Source organism: uncultured Paraglaciecola sp., assembly GCF_913058035.1.
Classification (GTDB): Bacteria; Pseudomonadota; Gammaproteobacteria; order Enterobacterales; family Alteromonadaceae; genus Paraglaciecola.
The window spans coordinates 1-17,750 of record NZ_CAJXPA010000027.1 but is presented as its reverse complement, the minus strand read 5'-3'; the positions used below and the strand labels follow the sequence as shown (position 1 = coordinate 17,750).

The 17,750-nt window shown below is 40.4% G+C and carries 11 protein-coding genes and 2 pseudogenes; 2 read left to right on the top strand and 11 right to left on the bottom strand.

Annotation, left to right across the window (positions count from 1 at the left end):
• Nucleotides 1-5 precede the first annotated feature (5 nt).
• Together QZ562_RS05530 and QZ562_RS05525 are read right to left on the bottom strand one after the other, a co-directional pair.
• A pseudogene (locus tag QZ562_RS05530) lies at nt 6-92 on the bottom strand (hypothetical protein); the annotation flags it as partial.
• A gap of 326 nt (nt 93-418) precedes the next feature.
• On the bottom strand, nt 419-1,552 hold the full coding sequence (locus tag QZ562_RS05525; RefSeq protein WP_293757801.1) for a helix-turn-helix domain-containing protein: 1,134 nt from the start codon (nt 1,550-1,552) through the stop codon (nt 419-421).
• A 156-nt stretch (nt 1,553-1,708) separates the two neighbouring features.
• On the opposite strand from QZ562_RS05525, the gene QZ562_RS05520 reads away from it, so the two are divergent.
• Nucleotides 1,709-3,613, top strand: a complete 1,905-nt coding sequence (locus QZ562_RS05520) for a beta-ketoacyl synthase (protein ID WP_293757798.1) — start codon at nt 1,709-1,711, stop codon at nt 3,611-3,613.
• 266 nt (nt 3,614-3,879) lie between these two features.
• On the opposite strand, the gene QZ562_RS05515 is transcribed toward QZ562_RS05520, so the two are convergent.
• Together QZ562_RS05515 and QZ562_RS05510 are read right to left on the bottom strand one after the other, a co-directional pair.
• Entirely contained in the window at nt 3,880-4,701 is an 822-nt protein-coding gene (locus QZ562_RS05515) for a mechanosensitive ion channel family protein (protein WP_293757795.1), read from the bottom strand.
• A 452-nt stretch (nt 4,702-5,153) separates the two neighbouring features.
• A complete protein-coding gene (locus QZ562_RS05510) occupies nt 5,154-6,164 on the bottom strand; it encodes an AraC family transcriptional regulator (protein ID WP_293757793.1) in 1,011 nt (336 codons plus the stop codon).
• 136 nt (nt 6,165-6,300) lie between these two features.
• Here QZ562_RS05510 and QZ562_RS05505 point away from each other — a divergent pair, with 136 nt between their 5' ends.
• The gene (locus QZ562_RS05505; protein ID WP_293757791.1) at nt 6,301-8,127 is read left to right on the top strand and encodes an acyl-CoA dehydrogenase C-terminal domain-containing protein; all 1,827 of its coding nucleotides are present in this window, start codon (nt 6,301-6,303) and stop codon (nt 8,125-8,127) included.
• Between the two features lie 419 nt (nt 8,128-8,546).
• Here the strand turns inward: QZ562_RS05505 and dld are convergent.
• The 7 genes and pseudogenes from dld to QZ562_RS05475 all read right to left on the bottom strand — a co-directional run.
• Nucleotides 8,547-9,914 (bottom strand): annotated as a pseudogene (gene dld, locus QZ562_RS05500) (D-lactate dehydrogenase).
• Nucleotides 9,892-10,278, bottom strand: coding sequence for a hypothetical protein (locus QZ562_RS21225; protein WP_363315323.1), 387 nt, complete (start codon nt 10,276-10,278; stop codon nt 9,892-9,894). Before QZ562_RS21225 ends, dld begins: the two are co-directional and overlap by 23 nt.
• A 526-nt stretch (nt 10,279-10,804) precedes the next feature.
• The gene (locus tag QZ562_RS05495; RefSeq protein ID WP_293757789.1) at nt 10,805-12,298 is read right to left on the bottom strand and encodes a metallophosphoesterase family protein; all 1,494 of its coding nucleotides are present in this window, start codon (nt 12,296-12,298) and stop codon (nt 10,805-10,807) included.
• Between the two features lie 213 nt (nt 12,299-12,511).
• Complete coding sequence (locus tag QZ562_RS05490) at nt 12,512-14,998, bottom strand: TonB-dependent receptor (RefSeq protein ID WP_293757787.1); 2,487 nt, start codon at nt 14,996-14,998, stop codon at nt 12,512-12,514.
• Between the two features lie 145 nt (nt 14,999-15,143).
• A complete protein-coding gene (locus tag QZ562_RS05485; protein WP_293757785.1) occupies nt 15,144-16,229 on the bottom strand; it encodes a FecR domain-containing protein in 1,086 nt (361 codons plus the stop codon).
• Nucleotides 16,226-16,915, bottom strand: a complete 690-nt coding sequence (locus tag QZ562_RS05480) for a sigma-70 family RNA polymerase sigma factor (protein WP_293757782.1) — start codon at nt 16,913-16,915, stop codon at nt 16,226-16,228. The genes QZ562_RS05485 and QZ562_RS05480 overlap by 4 nt, the downstream gene beginning before the upstream one ends.
• Nucleotides 16,916-17,459: 544 nt before the next feature.
• A partial coding sequence (locus tag QZ562_RS05475; protein ID WP_293757779.1) for an AraC family transcriptional regulator occupies nt 17,460-17,750 on the bottom strand: 291 nt, incomplete at its 5' end.

The following is a 17,750-nucleotide window of genomic DNA, read 5'->3' as shown; positions in this document are numbered from 1 at the left end:
GGTTGTTAAGCATCGAACTGGTTAAAACGTGTACGATTTATTTTAGCCGCTCCCAACATGTTTCGAAGAATGGGTATGACTTCATCCCAGTTTTGTGTCTTTAATCCACAATCAGGATCGACACATAAATTGACTAAAGGGACCTTAGTGCTAGCATGCTAAATCAGTACAAATATGGCTTCTACACTAGACATTTTTGGTGAATGAATATCATAAACACCCGCCCAATTTCATTTGGGTATGGGTAACTATGAGATACTTCTAACAACGCCATATCTGTTCGTGATGTTTCTACGGTGACCAAACCGCATCCATCTGCGCTATTTGTTTGGTGATGGTGTTAAAATCTGATTGGCATATATAGCTTTGAATGTGGGTGTTTTTCAAGAATTGAGAATGCTAAATATTATTGTAATGTTTAATCAACCGTAAATAATTTGGCACGCACCGTTGACCTGTATTCACGGGGTGATGTGGACAGCAGCTTCATAAACAAAGCGGTAAAATACCCTACATCCTGATACCCAATTTTGTCTGCTACTTCACTCACATTTAAGTTACTGGTTTGCAGTAAGTCCTTAGCTATTTCTATGCGTATTCCTTGTAAATAATGCAGAGGCGATTGTGCTGTGGCATTTTTAAAGCGGCGGTTAAAGGTACGCACACTCATATCAAAACGGCTTGCTACCTCACTCATTTTAATCTGTCGATTATAGTTATCCTGTAACCAAATTTGCGCCTGCACAATATCCTCATCGGGGTGCTGTTTTGTGCTGCCTTCAAAATAGCCGGTGTGCTCATATGAGCGGCGTATCTCGTGAGAGAAGTTTCGCTCAACAAAACTTGCTATTGCATCGCCATACATGCGTTTAACAAAATGGACAGTGAGATCGGCCATCGCATTCACACTTGCACAGCAATATAGGTTGCCAGCCTGAGTAATGAAATATTGACGCTTCAGTTTTACCTTTGGATAATCTCTTTGAAACTGATCAAAATAATGCCAGTGAGTGGTGGCTGGTTTATCGTTGAGCAAACCAGCCTCTGCTAAGAAACAACTTCCTGTACCTACTGCAGAAATCATTGCGCCATTTTCATAAGCTTTGCGCAACCAATCTAAAATTTCTGGATGTTTTTTCACGATAGGCCGAGGGTTTCGCCACAGTGCAGGCAAGTAAATAATGTCGCTATTGCCTGCCTCTTTAAGTGTAGTATCGGGGAGTAGGGGGAAGCCTACACTGCTATTCACTGGCAGTTTGTTAATTGCGGTTGTTTGAATTAGAACTGGTTCAACGTTGCGGCCATATCTATCACGATTAGAGTTTCCCAAGATGTCGCGAGCGGCATTTTCTGTTACACCTCGAGCTGCACTCCCAGCTGCACCGCGAGCGGCACTTTCAGCTGCACCGCGAGCGGCACTTTCAGCTGCACCGCGAGCGGCACTTTCAGCTGCACCGCGAGCGGCACTTTCAGCCGCACGTAACATTTCGAAAGGCAAGGTTGCGCTGGTCGCCAACATATTATCGCAAAGTAAAAAGGTAATTTTATGCACTAGTCGACGTTGTAGCTTTTAATGTGATTTTCACAACAATACCGATAATATGGCTAAAACACCAATAGTTATGGCTAATATGACTCTGCCCGATAATAAAAGAAGGCATTACACTACCGTTTATTAGAGTATTTTCAAATTTTTGGTGTTTTACGTATGTCTTCATTACCGGTCATAGTTGGATTTGGTGGCTTTAATGCTGCAGGTCGAAGTTCGTTTCACCATGCTTACAAGCGTATGGTAATAGAAAGTTTACCTGCCAGTGAATGTCAGGAGACCATGCTTGGCTTGGCCACAATGATGAAATTAGTGCGTTTTGAAGCCGGAAGCTATACCGACACAAATGGACAGTCTTTTAACGCAGCAGAAGTGATTGAAAGCTTTTCAGAGCAAATTTTAAGCTCCACTCTTATTCGTAAAATTGAAAAAAGCCATTTTGATGTCGATGCCGTGCATTGGCAAAAAAATATCACGATGCGTTCGCCTGATAAACAAGGTATTTGTTTTGAATTAAATCGAAAGCAGTTACCCGATCCGTTACCTCCAAGCTGGCAGCTAAGTGATATTGATAAAGAAAACGTCAAAATTGAAATTTTTGGCGATGTTGAATTCAAAACTGACAGTTATCGTGAATGCCCGGTAAAAGTCGCCGGACAGTTACCCAGCGGATTTAACCCCGCAGATCATTACAATGCTCGCTTTCATCCTCGTGCATTACAAATGGCGATTATGGGTGCCTCAGATGCTATTCGTTCATTAGGTATTGAGTGGAAAACAGTCGTCGATGCGGTCAAACCTGATGAAATAGGTGTATATGCCAGTAATGCCATGTCCCAGCTTGATGAGAACGGCTTTGGTGGCATGCTGCAGTCCCGCTTAAAGGGTGGCAGAGTAAGCACTAAGCAGTGTCCCTTAGGCCTAAATACTATGCCAGCTGACTTTGTAAATGCTTATGTGCTAGGTAGCGTAGGCCACACCAGTGCGATTGTTGGAGCCTGTGCCAGTTTCCTCTATAATCTCAGAGCCGCTATTGAAGATATCAGTAATGGTAAGCGCCGCGTGGCAGTGGTAGGTAATGCTGAAGCACCGATATTGCCAGAGATAATTGATGGTTATGCAACTATGGGTGCACTTGCTAGCGAAGACAACTTAAAACGTTTAGACAAAACGGACAGTGTTGATCATCGCCGAGCCAGCCGTCCTTTTGGAGAAAACTGTGGTTTTACCATAGCCGAATCAACCCAATATGTAGTGTTAATGGACGATGCATTAGCTTTAGAGCTTGGGGCAGACATTCATGGTGCAGTCAGTGATGTATTTATCAATGCTGATGGCTACAAAAAATCCATTTCAGCCCCTGGTCCCGGTAATTACATTACTATGGCAAAAGCAGTTTCTGCAGCTCGTGCGATTGTGGGTGACGAGTCGCTTCGCAAGCGTTCATTTATTCAAGCTCATGGCTCTAGTACCCCTGCAAACCGGATCACTGAATCACGCATTTTTCATGAAATAGCAAAGGTATTCGATATTCAAAATTGGCCTGTCACTGCGGCAAAAGCGTATCTGGGCCACCCATTGTCTCCCGCCAGTGCCGAACAATTAATGGTAAGTCTGGGGGTGTTTAAATACGGACTAATTCCGGGCATTAAAACTATCGATAAAGTGGCAGACGATGTATTTGACGAGCGATTGAATATTTCGATAACCGATATTGACAAAGGTGCGGGGAATATCGATGTCGCTTTTTTAAATTCCAAAGGATTTGGAGGCAACAACGCGACTGCTACTATGTTGTCACCACAGGTTGTAGATACCATGCTAGCCAAGCGATATAGCGAGGAAGAAATGGTGGACTATAAATCCCGTCGTGAGCAGGTGCGCCAGAATGCTAAAGCCTATGACACGGCTGCTACCCAAGGTAACTTTGATACTATTTATCATTTTGGTCAGGATCTTATCGACGAAAACGACATTCAGATGACCGATAAAGAAATGCGTATCCCCGGATTTGCTAACCCAATCGACTTAAGCATGACAAACCGCTTTAAAGACATGACGTAGTAATCAGTAAATTAATATTGCTATATTTCAAGGCCGATAGAGCTGACCGAGTCAGAAAATAGCAATAGAACCCATTGTAAATAAATGCTGAATGTTGGCGCAAATTGCAATGGGTGTTTGCCAACTTACCTACCTATTTAGCTTCACAGCTAATTTCTTTTCTTTGTTTAACTGCGGCGGCCCGAACTTACTAATCTCTATTATGCCTTGTGGTAAAAGGTTGAACAAAATTTTGGCTGACTGACCCACATTTTTGTAAGGGATACTTATTGATTAGTAAGGTTCACTTCGCGTTGAGGGAAGGGGATTTCTATACCTTGTTGTTTAAACGCGTCATAAATAGCCAGATTAGCAGCATACTTGAACTCGAAGTACTTATAGGTAGGTGCCAAAAACCTAATGCCAATATTGATACTACTATCAGCAAATTCGTCGATACCTATAACGGGCCCCCGCGCAGTGTTTATGCCTTCGATCCCCTTGAGAGCATTTTCAACAATAGTAATAACTTGATGAGGATCAGACTTATAAGCAACGCCCACGCATAATTCAACCAGTTTTTCTTCTTTTGAATTGTGCATTATTTCGCCAACAACCAGCCGGTTAGGTATTTGAATACGCACGTCGTCTTCGTCTATCAATATGGTGTAAGCCAGATGCACACTTTCGACCAAGCCTGTTTGACCCTGCACACTGAGTGTATCGCCAACAACAAAAGGTCTGGTGATAATAATGGTAAATCCGGCAGCGTAATTGGCGAGCATACCTTGCAACGCCAAGCCAGCTCCCAATGACAATGCTCCTACGACGGCAATTAAGGGTGTCACACTAATACCTAGTCTGCTCAAAACCATCATAATGACAAAGACCATAATAACGAGATGGGCGGAGTTGCCAATAAAATGACTTAATGTCACATCTATTTTTTTACTTACCATCAAAGCTTGAACGGCTTTACCCAGTTTCTTGGCAATCAAATATCCAGCAATTAAAATTATCAATGTCACTAAAATTTGAAGACCGTTGTTAATTAGATACTGGGTGATTACGTTAGAGATAACCTGTAACTGTTTGAATTCTTCGTCCATAGCGGATATTACCGTATTGTGAGGGATTTGAAGCCCTAAGATTATTGACGTTCCTGCTGAGTTGTGTATGAAAGCAGTCGTTTACCATTACCTTTAAGGTTATTTGTAAATTTTTTCTTTCTTTCTTTCTTTTTTTTTATCTATTTATTTATGATAACTATTTTATTCAATGTAATTTGTTTGTCGTAACAATAGATACACCTCTTAAATTAGGCAGTTAAAATAATACTTGGTCTTAAACGTCATCATAAAGCAAGACGGTTAATTCGAATAGTTTGTTGAAAAATCACCTAGGAACTTGTTTGAACTAGATGTTGTTACTTCTGTCTTTGTGTTTTCATATTTCAACAATGAGACAAAGTCAAAGTCAAAGTAAAAGTCAAAGTAAAAGTCATTGGCTTTAGCAGTTGAACACTTTAGTGGTGACAGCATCATTGACTATGCATGTATTACTAATTTAAATCTGTTGCCTTTTTAATAAAAGCGTCGCTTCTTATTGTTGATGGCGTTTTCTTAGAGCAACGTTTGAAAGACTTTCTGAAATTTGCTGCATCACTAAATCCCAATAAAGCCGCTATTTCACTAATGGTGAGTTGAGTGCTTGTTAAATATTCATAGGCGAGTTTATTCCTAACTTGATCGAGTAATTGTTGGAACTTATAACCTTCTTTAGTTAAACGGCGCTGCAGTGTGCTTTCGCTCATGTGTAATTGATTGGCAACAAGCTTACTCGTTGGAAATTCTGTTCCTGACTGTAAAAGCACTTCTTGTACTCGCTCGCTTACCATGCCCCTATGAGTGTCTCGAGATAATAATCTATCGCACTCTCTTCGAAAAATGTCTCTGGCAACTGGATTAGCGGTGACAATGCCCATATTTAAACTTGCTTTATCAAAACTCAATACACTTCGGTTACTATTAAATTTCACTTTTGAACCAAATAATTGTTGGTACGGGGCTTTGTCGTACGGGGCTTCATAATCAAACTCTACATGTACTGATACTCTGCCTTTTGGAATTAAAGTATTTCCACTCCCCATAATGGCAGAATAAAGAAGCTCAATGTAAAATCGTTTCAGGTCATCCGGTAAATGAGGCGCTTTAATTAAGACTTCAACACGGTGTTCCCGTGACAACATTTTTACATCTAAACTAGGTAACAACGCTTTGTTATATCGCACCATCAACTTAAGTGCGTCGCCAATAGTGGTACTAGTAATGATTGCATATCCAAATATGCCCTGAGATGGAATATCCATACTTGATCCAACTAATAAACCAAGTTGACGATCTTTACTCATTCCAATCGCATTGGTTGATATTGTATCAAGCTGTTGAGCAGTCAAATTGATCTCTTTTTCTAGATCAGCTTCATCAATACTTGAATTATTGAAGAGGCAATTTACATCTAGCTTTCGAGCTTTTAAGATTTTAATTAAGGTTTTTATATAATATGAATGCATTTTCGATAGTAAACAACAATGTTAGGTTGATGGTATTTGACACTATGATTGATGGTATTTAACCCCTTAATTATAGATTGGTCAACTATAATCCGTCTAGAATTATCATGTTAACGAACATAAAGAGGTAAACAGTATGCCAATGTATAAGGCACCTTTGAGAGATATTAAATTTTTAATGAGAGATGTTTTAGATTATTTTCCTCATTATGAATCGTTAGCAAATGGGTCGGATGCTACCCCTGACACGGTTGACGCCATTTTAGAGGGTATCGCTACTTTAAGTGAAGAAGTGTTAGCTCCACTAAATTTATCCGGTGACAAAGAAGGCTGTCATTTTAATGATGGAGAAGTATCTACCCCAAAGGGCTTTAAAGAGGCTTATGAACAGTACGTTGCTGGTGGCTGGCAAGGTTTATCTTTCCCTGAAGAGCACGGGGGACAAAATTTACCTACATCAATTAATCTGATTAAAGCAGAGATCACAGGTAGTGCAAACTGGTCTTTTTCGATGTACCCAGGACTAAGTATGGGTTGTGTCAATACCGTATTGGAATACGGTTCTGATCTGCAGAAAAAACAATTTATGGGACCATTGGTCAGTGGCCAGTGGAGTGGCACCATGTGTTTGACTGAGCCCCAATGTGGCACTGATCTGGCACAAGTAAAAACAAAAGCTGAGCTCAACCAAGAAGATGGCAGCTACCGATTGACTGGCACAAAGATATTTATTTCGGCTGGTGAACACGATTTAACAGAAAACATTATCCATATTGTATTAGCACGTATCCCTGGCGCACCAAAAGGCACTAGAGGTATTTCATTATTCTTGGTGCCAAAGGTGAATGTTGACAATGATGGTCAGTTAACAAACAGAAATTCCGTACATTGTGGTTCAATAGAACACAAGATGGGAATTCGTGCTTCAGCAACCGCCGTTTTAAACTTTGATGGTGCGACTGGTTATCTAATCGGTAAAGAGAATGAAGGTTTAGAAGCGATGTTCACTTTTATGAACACTGCTAGAATAGGTACCGCGCTGCAGGGTGTTTGCCATGCTGAATCATCATTTCAGGGCTCACTCGCTTACGCCAAAGATCGTCAATCTATGCGTGCTTTATCGGGTAAAAAACAACCTGAATCTGTTGCTGATGCCATTATATGGCACCCAGACGTTCGCAAAATGCTATTAACTCAACGTGCTATTGCAGAAGGTGGTAGAGCAATGATTTATCATGCCGCAAAAATTGCTGATAAAATGTTTAATGCCACTGTTGCAGGTGATACTAAAAAGCAAAAGGCTTGTGATGATGAGTTAGGATTTTATACCCCTATCCTTAAAGGTTTTATCACTGAGTTAGGTTTAGAATCTGCAAACTTAGGTATGCAAGTGCTAGGTGGACACGGTTATATCCACGAACATGGTATGGAACAAATTGCTCGTGACGCTAGAATAGCGACGTTATACGAGGGTACAACCGGTATACAAAGCTTAGATTTACTAGGCCGTAAAGTACTGATGACAAACAAAGGACAATCAATTCGTGATTTTAGCAAAGTGATTTTTTCATTCGCTAAGCCACATTTGTTTTCAAGTGGCCCAGTGGGCAGCATGGCACGTAATTTGTGTAGGCGCGCGATCGAATGGAACATTATGACACTGCGTATTATGTTGGGCGCTTCGAAAGACCGAGAGTTGGTAGGGTCTGCTTCGGTTGATTACCTCATGTACTCAGGTTATGTAATGATGGGCTATTTTTGGGCTTTGCAAGCCGAAAAATCAGCGGCTTTACTCGACAGTGGCGAGGGTGAAGAATCAAATGATTTTTATATATCAAAAATTCAAACCGCAGAGTTTTATTTTGATCGTTTGCTCCCAAGAGCATCTGCGCACAAAAAATCGGCCTTATCTTCGACAAAATCATTGATGCAGATGAATAATAACAACTTTAACTTTTTATAAAAGTGGGCTTGTGACCTAGGAGTTGATGAGTTTTACCATGTTTGAGCAGGCAAGCTATCCTTAATCGGGTTGACATACTGCTTTGACTGATTGTTTTTGTAAACTCACAATCTGGTCGCTAGCGTGTTGTTTTTGAGTAGCTGAGCAATCAACAAAACAGATATATGGGTAACTTCTTATGCCAGCACTGAAATTCACTTTTTACTGCAAAATTAGTCTATTTTGTAGTAAAAAGTGGGGATACCATAAAAATCTGGACACAATGTGAATGAGTTCATGAAAATTTAGCGGCTGTAATATTAATAAAAGCGAAAACTACTTTCACCCGTTTCTTGGTCTTAAAAAGTCTATAGTATTTTTTATATCCAAATTATTACACTAACGTCGGTACTATCGAAGAACTCTCAATAACCAATATATTATAAACAGCAATGACAGTTTCGTTGTGTTTTTGACATTTTTCCTATGCCAGGATTTAAGGTATTGGTTGGATCAAGTGAATCATAGAACTCTGATAGGTTGTCATCGGCTTTATATAGATGCCCTACATTATGCTCTGCAGGATACTTAGCGCCCCTTGCATCCAGCTGAGCTAACATGAGGCTTTTAACTGTTTTAGCACAAGTGCCTTTCTTTAAAATGTAATTCTGATGAAACGCATAACAGAAAAAATGCCCATAGTAGAGTTTTTTATCTAAATGCTGTTCTATTTCAGGCCCAAATTTTTCAATCCACTAAGGATCATTACGTTTTAATGCGATATCCAAGGCTAGTATTTCACCGACTTCTTTTTCATGAATGGTCTGATAACGAATGGCTGCACCTGCGGCGGCAAACCTGAGCAAATATGCTCTTTGGGCTTCATATGATGTGCACTCAAAAAAATTGCCTGAGACAGACTGTTTAAAATAATTGGTTAATATATGACGACCCTGTTCAATCGATTCATCACTTAATTTAAGCACCAGGTGGTGTTCATATAGACGTCTGTAAGCCCGTATTCATTTGGCCAAATGTTCTGGGAAAAAGCGACTGAAAAATTGTAGCGCACGATCACTTAAATAATTTGGTAACCATGCAATTTTATTTAAAACGGTATCTATTCGTCCTTTTATTTCAAACATTTTGGGTAACCGCTTGGTTCCTAAATGCAACACACTTAGAAAAGTGTCTTTACCGTATTTAGCGGCGACATCAAAAATATCTCGGTGCATATATTCACCGACTTCAGGTAGTTGCTCTAATTCAGTTAACAGCAATCGCCTAATTAGGTATAAGTCTTCTGAACTATTTGTACCCACATAAAAACTTTGCTCCTTAGTTGCAACAGGGTGTGTATCGACTCTTACAGCAAACACCACCAATTTACCTGCGCAACCACTTGACTCATATAATCGTCGGGGATCAGCATTAAAACGGCTTGGTGTATTGGCGTCTACGTCTTTAATTCTCGCTTGGTATTGATGGTCACTAGCTTGCCGTTGTCCCTGTCCAAGATGATCTGCACTAAAGTTACCTTGTTGCAAATTACGAATAATATCATCAGCAGTATCACCCAAATAGATACCTAGATGATTGACTAACACAAGCTCGCCGTGTTGATTAACTTGTGCATAAATCGAAAGTTCAGTAAAGGCGGGGCCCCTTTTAACCAGTGCCCCACCAGAATTATTCGCAATCCCACCAACAACAGTCGCACCAAGCGTAGACGAACCAATAACAGAATGGGGAGAACGATGGATAGGTTTGAGCAATTCTTCTAATTTATGTAACGTTGCACCCGGCATACTTATGACTTGAAGCCCATAATTGTTCGAGAGTTTGCGGAAAAATGACTGCAAGTGCTGTCCCTTCTCCCGAGCGCCAGCCTTTTCGAAAGTGTTCGTTTTTACGAGGATCTGCACTGATATTTGCCACACCGAGCACTTTTTCAAATTTATTTAATATGTAAACATTAATATCTAACGGTGATATTTTTTTAGGTTGAAAAATACCCGTCGCTAATCTAATGTCAAATTCAGAGCTAGGTTTCTTGGATGTTTTCTCACCGTTATTCGCACTGTTACTATTATTGCTTTTATTAACGGGCAGTGTCGAGTCATCAGTACCTTCCTGGCTGTTAATATTTGATGAAGGATTTACGGTTGTCATTATTGTCCTACTCGTTTGTTGCAGTGCTAATATATTATTTGCATTCATTATTGACAGACTGGACCACAAAACAGAATTTTTCAGAACATCCTTTTTTCTACTACTTATGGATCTCAGGTCCATTTTTTATACAAAGTAGAGTTATTTTCTACAAGTAAACACCAACAATTGTGTTACCACTATCACATTGTAAATAGACACTATTTTAACTATTTGGTCATCTGCCACTTTGTTGATATTAATAAAAAGGCCTTTGATTAATCTAGGGAACGTTTCTGTGTTACATGACTAAAAAGGAATTAATTAGGGTCGTAATAAAGTTAATTGAAGGCGAAGTCATTTAACATAACAGACGGTAACGCAGATGAAGTGAGATGGCCAAATCAACAATAACCCACTGTGATTTCTAACAATATTTACAGTGGGCGACAATACTTACTTACCGCGGACGGTTTATTAGTCAGATATTTGCTCTGTATAAACTTTACAAATAAAGTAAGTTATTTTTAATTGCCAATTTAGTGCGCTATTCAGCTAAGTCATGGTGGCTCTTGTAAGGGCCTGTGTCAGCAAAGGTGCGTTCTAAAGGCAGACCTGCCTGAACTTGTAAGGTGTTTTGTCCCTTTTCATTTTTTTCTAAGGTAAAACTATCGTACAATTTACCGTCTGAGGTAAAAGACTGATATTTAAGCTGATTACCTGTTTTTTTAATTATTTGATAGGTCGGTGTATTTTCGCCTATGCGTTCAAGCTTCACACCATAATGACGGTATTCTTGCCAACGGTTAGGCTTCTGAGGATATGTTTTAGGACTTGCTACTGTGGTCAAAAATACTGACTTAACTTTTTTAGGCTCGTTAGGACTCGCAATTTTATCTATGTCATCTGCCGTGCCGATGCTGCCGCGAGAGTAGGTATGATCGTGCCCCTGTAATACTAAGTCGACATTATGCTTTAAAAATACTGGTAAAAATGCAGCGCGAACTTCAGGTTCGTCCTGCCCAGGGGTATTGAGAGGCATACCGCATGATGAAAATATCGGATGATGCATGGTCACAATTCGCCATTTTGCTTTGCTGTTTTGCAGTTTATTGTCAAGCCACTGAGCTTGGGCATCTAATAATGCTACGTCACCTAATGCTTCAGAATTAAGTACAAAGATGTCTATATTTGGGTAGTGAGTAACATATACCGTTTCTTGTAGTTCACGTGGCAAAGTGGGGGCGGATGGTAGAGTAAACTGATCTTGCCATAGAGTTGAAAGGGCCCAAATTTTTTTATTGTTATTCTGAACTTGCCAGTCGTATTCATGGTTACCTGCCACTAACACTGCAGGGACCATACTGTAAATGAATGGGTCTGAGTTAAGCCAGTTTGACCACTGGTGATCGTTCGCTCCTTCGTTAACTAAGTCGCCTGCATATATAGCGAATTCAGTTTTGGGTGCTTGTTGCCATGCTCTGCGTAATAACATCGGCCAATGTGAATAAATACCGTTTTGTGCATCGCCAAAATATAAAAATTCTACATCACTACTTTGCTGTTGTGGTGCAGTTTTTATTTGCCGCCAAGATGTCCAATGATCAGTCGCGCCGCTTACTCGGTAATTATAAAACGTATTGGGTTGCAAATCATTTAAGGTTATCTGGTGGTAATTAACCATAGAAAGTTGAGTGTTTGCAGGGTAGCTAAATTTTCCTTGTGAATTTTCTCCATGACTCAATGACGTCGCTTGTGTTGTTGCTGTAAGTGATTTAGCCCGTATATCAAAGCGTGCATCAGGACTGGCTTTGACAATTTGTAGTTGCGGTGACTTTACAGTTTGGTCTGTGCGCCAAGTAACTGAAAAGCTGGTGGCGGGAAACTCAGTAGGCGTCACTATTATACGATCAGGCCAAGATGATGCCGTTGTGTAAGGCGTTTTAGCTTTACTGATTTTGGCCTGCGCTGACTGAGCATGAATGGGTACAACCCATAATGTCAGAGTGATACAAAGCGAGGATATCCAGATTAGCTTCATAGTTTTTCCTAAATAGTTAACTAAGGGTTTAATAAAATATGGGTTTAATAAATATGCATTTAATAAACATGCATTTAATAAACATGCATTTAATAAAGAGTGTATAAAATGTTAATAGCAACACATCACAGAATATCTGTGATGTGTTGGACTTGTTAAATCAACCCTGTTTTAGTTCCACTTATCGAGTAACCCAGCCATTAACACTGTCATTTAAAACGCATAACTAACACCTGCACCGTAAGTGGCAGGTGCGCCGACTAAACGCGAGCCACCGTTAAGTTCAAGGAAATAAACTTGGTCAGTAATATTACGTCCATAGGCATATACATTTAGACCGCTAGCTAACGTTAAATCTACCCGCACACCAAGTAAACTATAAGAGGGTGCTGTGTTACCTTCCCCAGCGTTGAGTCGATTTGATTCTTCACCGTGGTAACTGTAATTAACACGCGCATTTAACTGTGCGTTATTCGCCAGTGATGTTTGATAGTTCAGCACTGCTGTTTGACTCCATTCTGGTGAGCCAGGTAGTGGGTCGCCAATGGTGTTCGTTACATCATTTACACGATTAGAGCTGAATTCGGTTATTTCAGTGTCTAAATAGGTGCCAGCGGTATTAAAGGTGACTTTGTGATTGTTTGTTTCATATAACGTCAGCGCAAGTGATGCCTCAGCGCCGCGCACAGTTGCCTCGCCTACATTCGTTCTACCGTTAGTGTCGTTAGATAAGCGAGCCGTGGCCTGTAGCTCTTCAAAATCATAAGCGAACAAGTCAAAGGTAAGGTTAATGTTATCGGTAACAAAACGAGCGCCTGCTTCATAAGCCAGCACTTGTTCTGATTCAAAAGGTTGTGTTTCTTCTTCAGAAAAAATGGAGGTACCGTCAAAGCCACCACCACGATAAGCGGTGCTAACGGATGTAAATACGTTGAGGTTATCGTTTACAAAGTATTGAAGCGCTAACTTACCCGATAAATCACTGTCATCGAACTCTCGATCCCATGAGAAATTTGCCTTTGTTTTGAAGGTTGTTTCGAATACCGATAATCCCCACGGGTCGGAGTCAATGTTTTCGCCACGAAACTTGGCGGTATCTTTGGTGTAACGCAGACCTGCTGCAATGATCAAATCGTTAGAAATATTCCAATCAACATTAGCAAAAGTCGCCACACTGTTACGGCGTTGATTATAAGGTGAGCTGTATTGAGACAACACTGCATAGCTGGTCCAGTTGCTGGTAAAATCAACTGAATCGTTAATCATAAAAGCGCCAGCTATCCAGTCAAATTCACCGCCTGTTGTATCACTTAAACGAATTTCTAATGACGTCTGGTCAAGCTTATCATCAAAGTTGTATTGAAAGCGCGGGAATGAGGTACCGTCACCATTGCCACTGACATTGCGCTCACTACTTTGTAAGGCGAACAAAATATCCATGTTTAAATTGACATTTAATTGGCGACTAAAATCACCAGAAAATCCACTCACATCAATTTCGTGGGAGTAATATTCACTGGCATAAAATTCGTAAGGGTCACTGTTTTCACCTGCGTTACGTGAAGGGTTGTCATCTTCGAAAGTCACACGATCATATTGCCGCGTATCGCCTCGATTTTGGCTGACAAAATAATGTAAAGTCAGTGAAGTCAAATCGTCAAAGTCGTATACACCGGTGCCACGAAAAGCGAATAAGTCGGCGTCACCAAAGCCTTCACGCCTGCCTGGATCGGCTACAGGCGGCACAATACCTTCAGCGCCTTCAGGTACAAACCCTGCAAAACTGCCTGCACCCGCACCATCCATAAAACCGCCACCTTGTTTCATCAACACCGCTACGCGAATACCTAAATCATCTGATACCGGACCGCCAACCGCGGCGCTACCAGAAACAAAGTCGTAAGACCCGTATTCGATATCGGCATAGCCGTTTAAGCTGTCGCCAGGAGCATGCGTAATGGCGTTAATTGTACCTGCAGTGGTGTTGCGGCCATATAAGGTACCTTGTGGGCCCTTTAACACTTCGATGCGTTCTAAATCAAAAAGTGGCATGCTTAGATAAGCGTTCGATGTTTGGTAAATACCATTAACGTGTAATGCAACGGAAGGGTTGCCATTGGGTTTGTAGTCATCTGCTCCACCAATACCACGAATAGTAATAAAACTATTTTCAGGACCACCATAGGCAGAATTAATTGAAATTCCAGATAGGTTACCGATTAAGTCTGTAAAGTCAGTTACGCCTAAAGCTTTTAATTCATTACCGCCTAATACAGTGATTGCCACAGGCGTATCTTGTAAGCTGCTTTCTCGCTTTAAACCGGTCACCACCACTTCATCCAAAGGCGCCTGATAATCTGATACTGGTTTTATACTTGACGAAACGGTATCTGCTTTTTTGATAACAATGGCACCACTTGGTTCTTTGTGTGCCTTTAGTCCGCTACCTTTAATTAATTGTTCTACGGCTTTAATAACCGACAATTTACCCGTGGTGGCTACCGATTGCTTATCGCCAACAAGGCGGCTAGGAGCAATAATGACAGTGCCTGTTTGCTCAGAAAGTTGATTCAAAGCTTGGCCAAGGGGTTGAATAGCGATATTTACCTGTGCTTGCTGCGCTAAAACACTAAGCGGCATAAGATAGGTAAATGCCCCACCAAATAAGGCGAACTTAATCGAGCGACTCAATTTCATCATGCTGTATATTCCAATAAATTAATGTGGGTTCGTTACAAGAGTCATATTGATGAGAATTTTTTCAAAAAGAATGACGGTTTCACAAAACCTTCACACAAAGGCGGATATTTATATTTAGTGTATTTATTCATATCAACCTTAAGACTCATTGTTTAGTTAGCACCTTACGGTCGTTTTCTTCAGTCAAGATGATCGGGTAAGCCGAGGCTAATCCAGCCAGCATTTGATCGATTTGGTCAAATGTAAAAGAAGCGGTGATAGCTAAGTTGTTGATGCTCTCATCTAAAATTACAACGGGTTTTTTAGCGTAGCGGTTGATATCAATCACTACTGTTTTTAAAGGAATATCATCGTAAATGAGTCGACCTTTTAGCCAAGCAAACTCTGTTTCAGAGTTAAATTTGATTACCTTTGTGGTGAACGTTCCGTTGTTATCGGTACGCACTTGTTCGTTTGCACGCAACTGCAAAACTTGTTCATCTGTTGCGCTTTGATCATCTACTGCAACTTGTGCAGGTAATTCTGCAACCTCAACTAAGCCGCGTTGTACCGATATTTTTATTGCTTTATCAGTGCTACGTTTCACCTCAAATGCGGTACCGCGCACGCTCACTTGCAGTTGTTCAGCCGTCACTGAAAACACTCGGCTAGGGTCGTGGCTCACATCAAAATAGGCGCCACCTTTTTGTAAGGTTATGCGCCGTGCATGCTGACTGATATCGACTAAAATACTCGAATTTCCTGCCAGAGTTACATTAGAACCGTCACTCAAGACAATCGTAAGGTTTTGCCCTACGGGTGAATTAAAGGCTATTTTTGGCGTAGTTGTATCAAGCTTGTCTGGGTTGTGAAATACACCGCTGACCACTATTAAAACGATGCTTGCTGCAATACTGCTTAACCACATTACAGATTTTTTTAAGTTCCGTTTGGGCTTTGGTATAAGCGGAACTAGCAAATCTTGACATGCACACTGCTCTAACCAATCCACAACAGAATCTGTCATACCGATAGTCTGCCAAACCTCTAGGCTGTGCCTAAATGCATGGCGATTCGGCTCATTATTATTGATCCACAGAACAAATTCTTCACGCCTTTTAGGATCACAGTTGCCAGCATATAAGTCAGTCAGCCATCTTCGTGCCTGAGCTTGTGGTGTATCTTGAACTGGGATGTCTACTTGCTGTTTACAGGCTTTATCGACCATAGGTTCGTTGATGTTGTACTTCATGATTTCTTCTCGTTTGTCTTGGAGCGAGAGTGTGAAAGGGCAGGGTGGATGTTTGTGTCTGCAATACCAAAGTTTATGCCTTGCACTTGTTCGTCGATACTTTCTAAAATAGCCATTGCTTCATTCAGTTGACGGCAAATATCAGCCAGGCTCCAGCCAGTTTGCATAGATATTTGTGCGTAAGTTTGACCTTTTATTCGAACGCACATTAAGATGTCTCGTTGTTTGGTACTAAGTTTTTTGATGCCATTTTGCATAGCGGCAATACGTTGTTCGTCTTGTAAAATTATCTCTGGGCATATCTCGTTTAATTGATCTTCATCGAGGTGTAATTGCTGCGTAATAAGCTCTCGAATTTTACGCAGTTTACTCATGGACTTTAGGGTGATATTAACTGCGATCTTTATTATGTAGGCTTTAGGGTTTTGTATCTCGGTAACATTTTTCATTTGAGCAAATTGACTAAAAGCCTCTTGAGCCACATCTTCAGGCTCTGGGGGACCTGAACCATAATTTTTGTGTAATAAACGACACACATCAAGCCAATGGTCACGGAATAAGCTATCAATCGAGTGATTGTTGGAACGTTTATCCTCGCATGGGCTTGCTGGATCTGGAGCAGAAACGCTATCTTTTATATACGGCTCGACAAAAAATAATGGGTCTTGGTGCAGCACTTTATTCATTAATATTGATTCGAAAAAATAAATTTATTATATTTTAATGACGTTAAGCAGCAGATATATGACCGGAATGCTATAAATCATAAACATAATAAAAAATTCATATTGACCTGAAAAGTCTTGTGGATAAAACCTGTGGGGACTTTTTATTTAAATCTCATGAATAACTATGCAGTCTACCTAAATGTATATCGAAAACGCTAGCTAATGTGCCATTAGGTTGAGCACAAAACGGAAGGTTACTAACGTTCGCGAACAGGGAGTGAAAAAGGCATCCACCATCATTTTTATAGTATTTACGATGAGTCTATTTATAAATATGCGTGTCTTGTTAATTTTCTATTTTTAATTTACTCAATCTTTAAATGTGATAGTTTTACGTAAAATACAACGCTTAGTGGGAAGCGAGACAAGGCGCCCATGATTTTAAAAAGCGTCAAACAATACTAGCAAAAAGTAATTAATTGTTTAAAGTTTCGAGCAGAAATAATGGTGTTACTTATTTGCCATCGTTTGTGGAGAAGGTCAGTTTTGAAAGATAATACTTTTAGGTTTGTCTCAATTCACTTGGGGTTAACCCAGTGCAACGCTTTACTGCACGTCTAAAATTATTGACGTCGTTAAAGCGCATATAAGCTGCACTTTGTTCATTTTTTAGCTTCTGAATTTGTAAATAATATAACGCTTCTTGACAGCACAATTCATCCACTAACTGCTGAAAACTTATATTATGCTCTTTCAATATTCGTTTGAATGATGTTTGGCTAAGACTGTTTAATGTTGCAAGTTCAGGCAACGTTCGACTTGGCTTAGCGCGTAATTGACTGCGTATCTTATC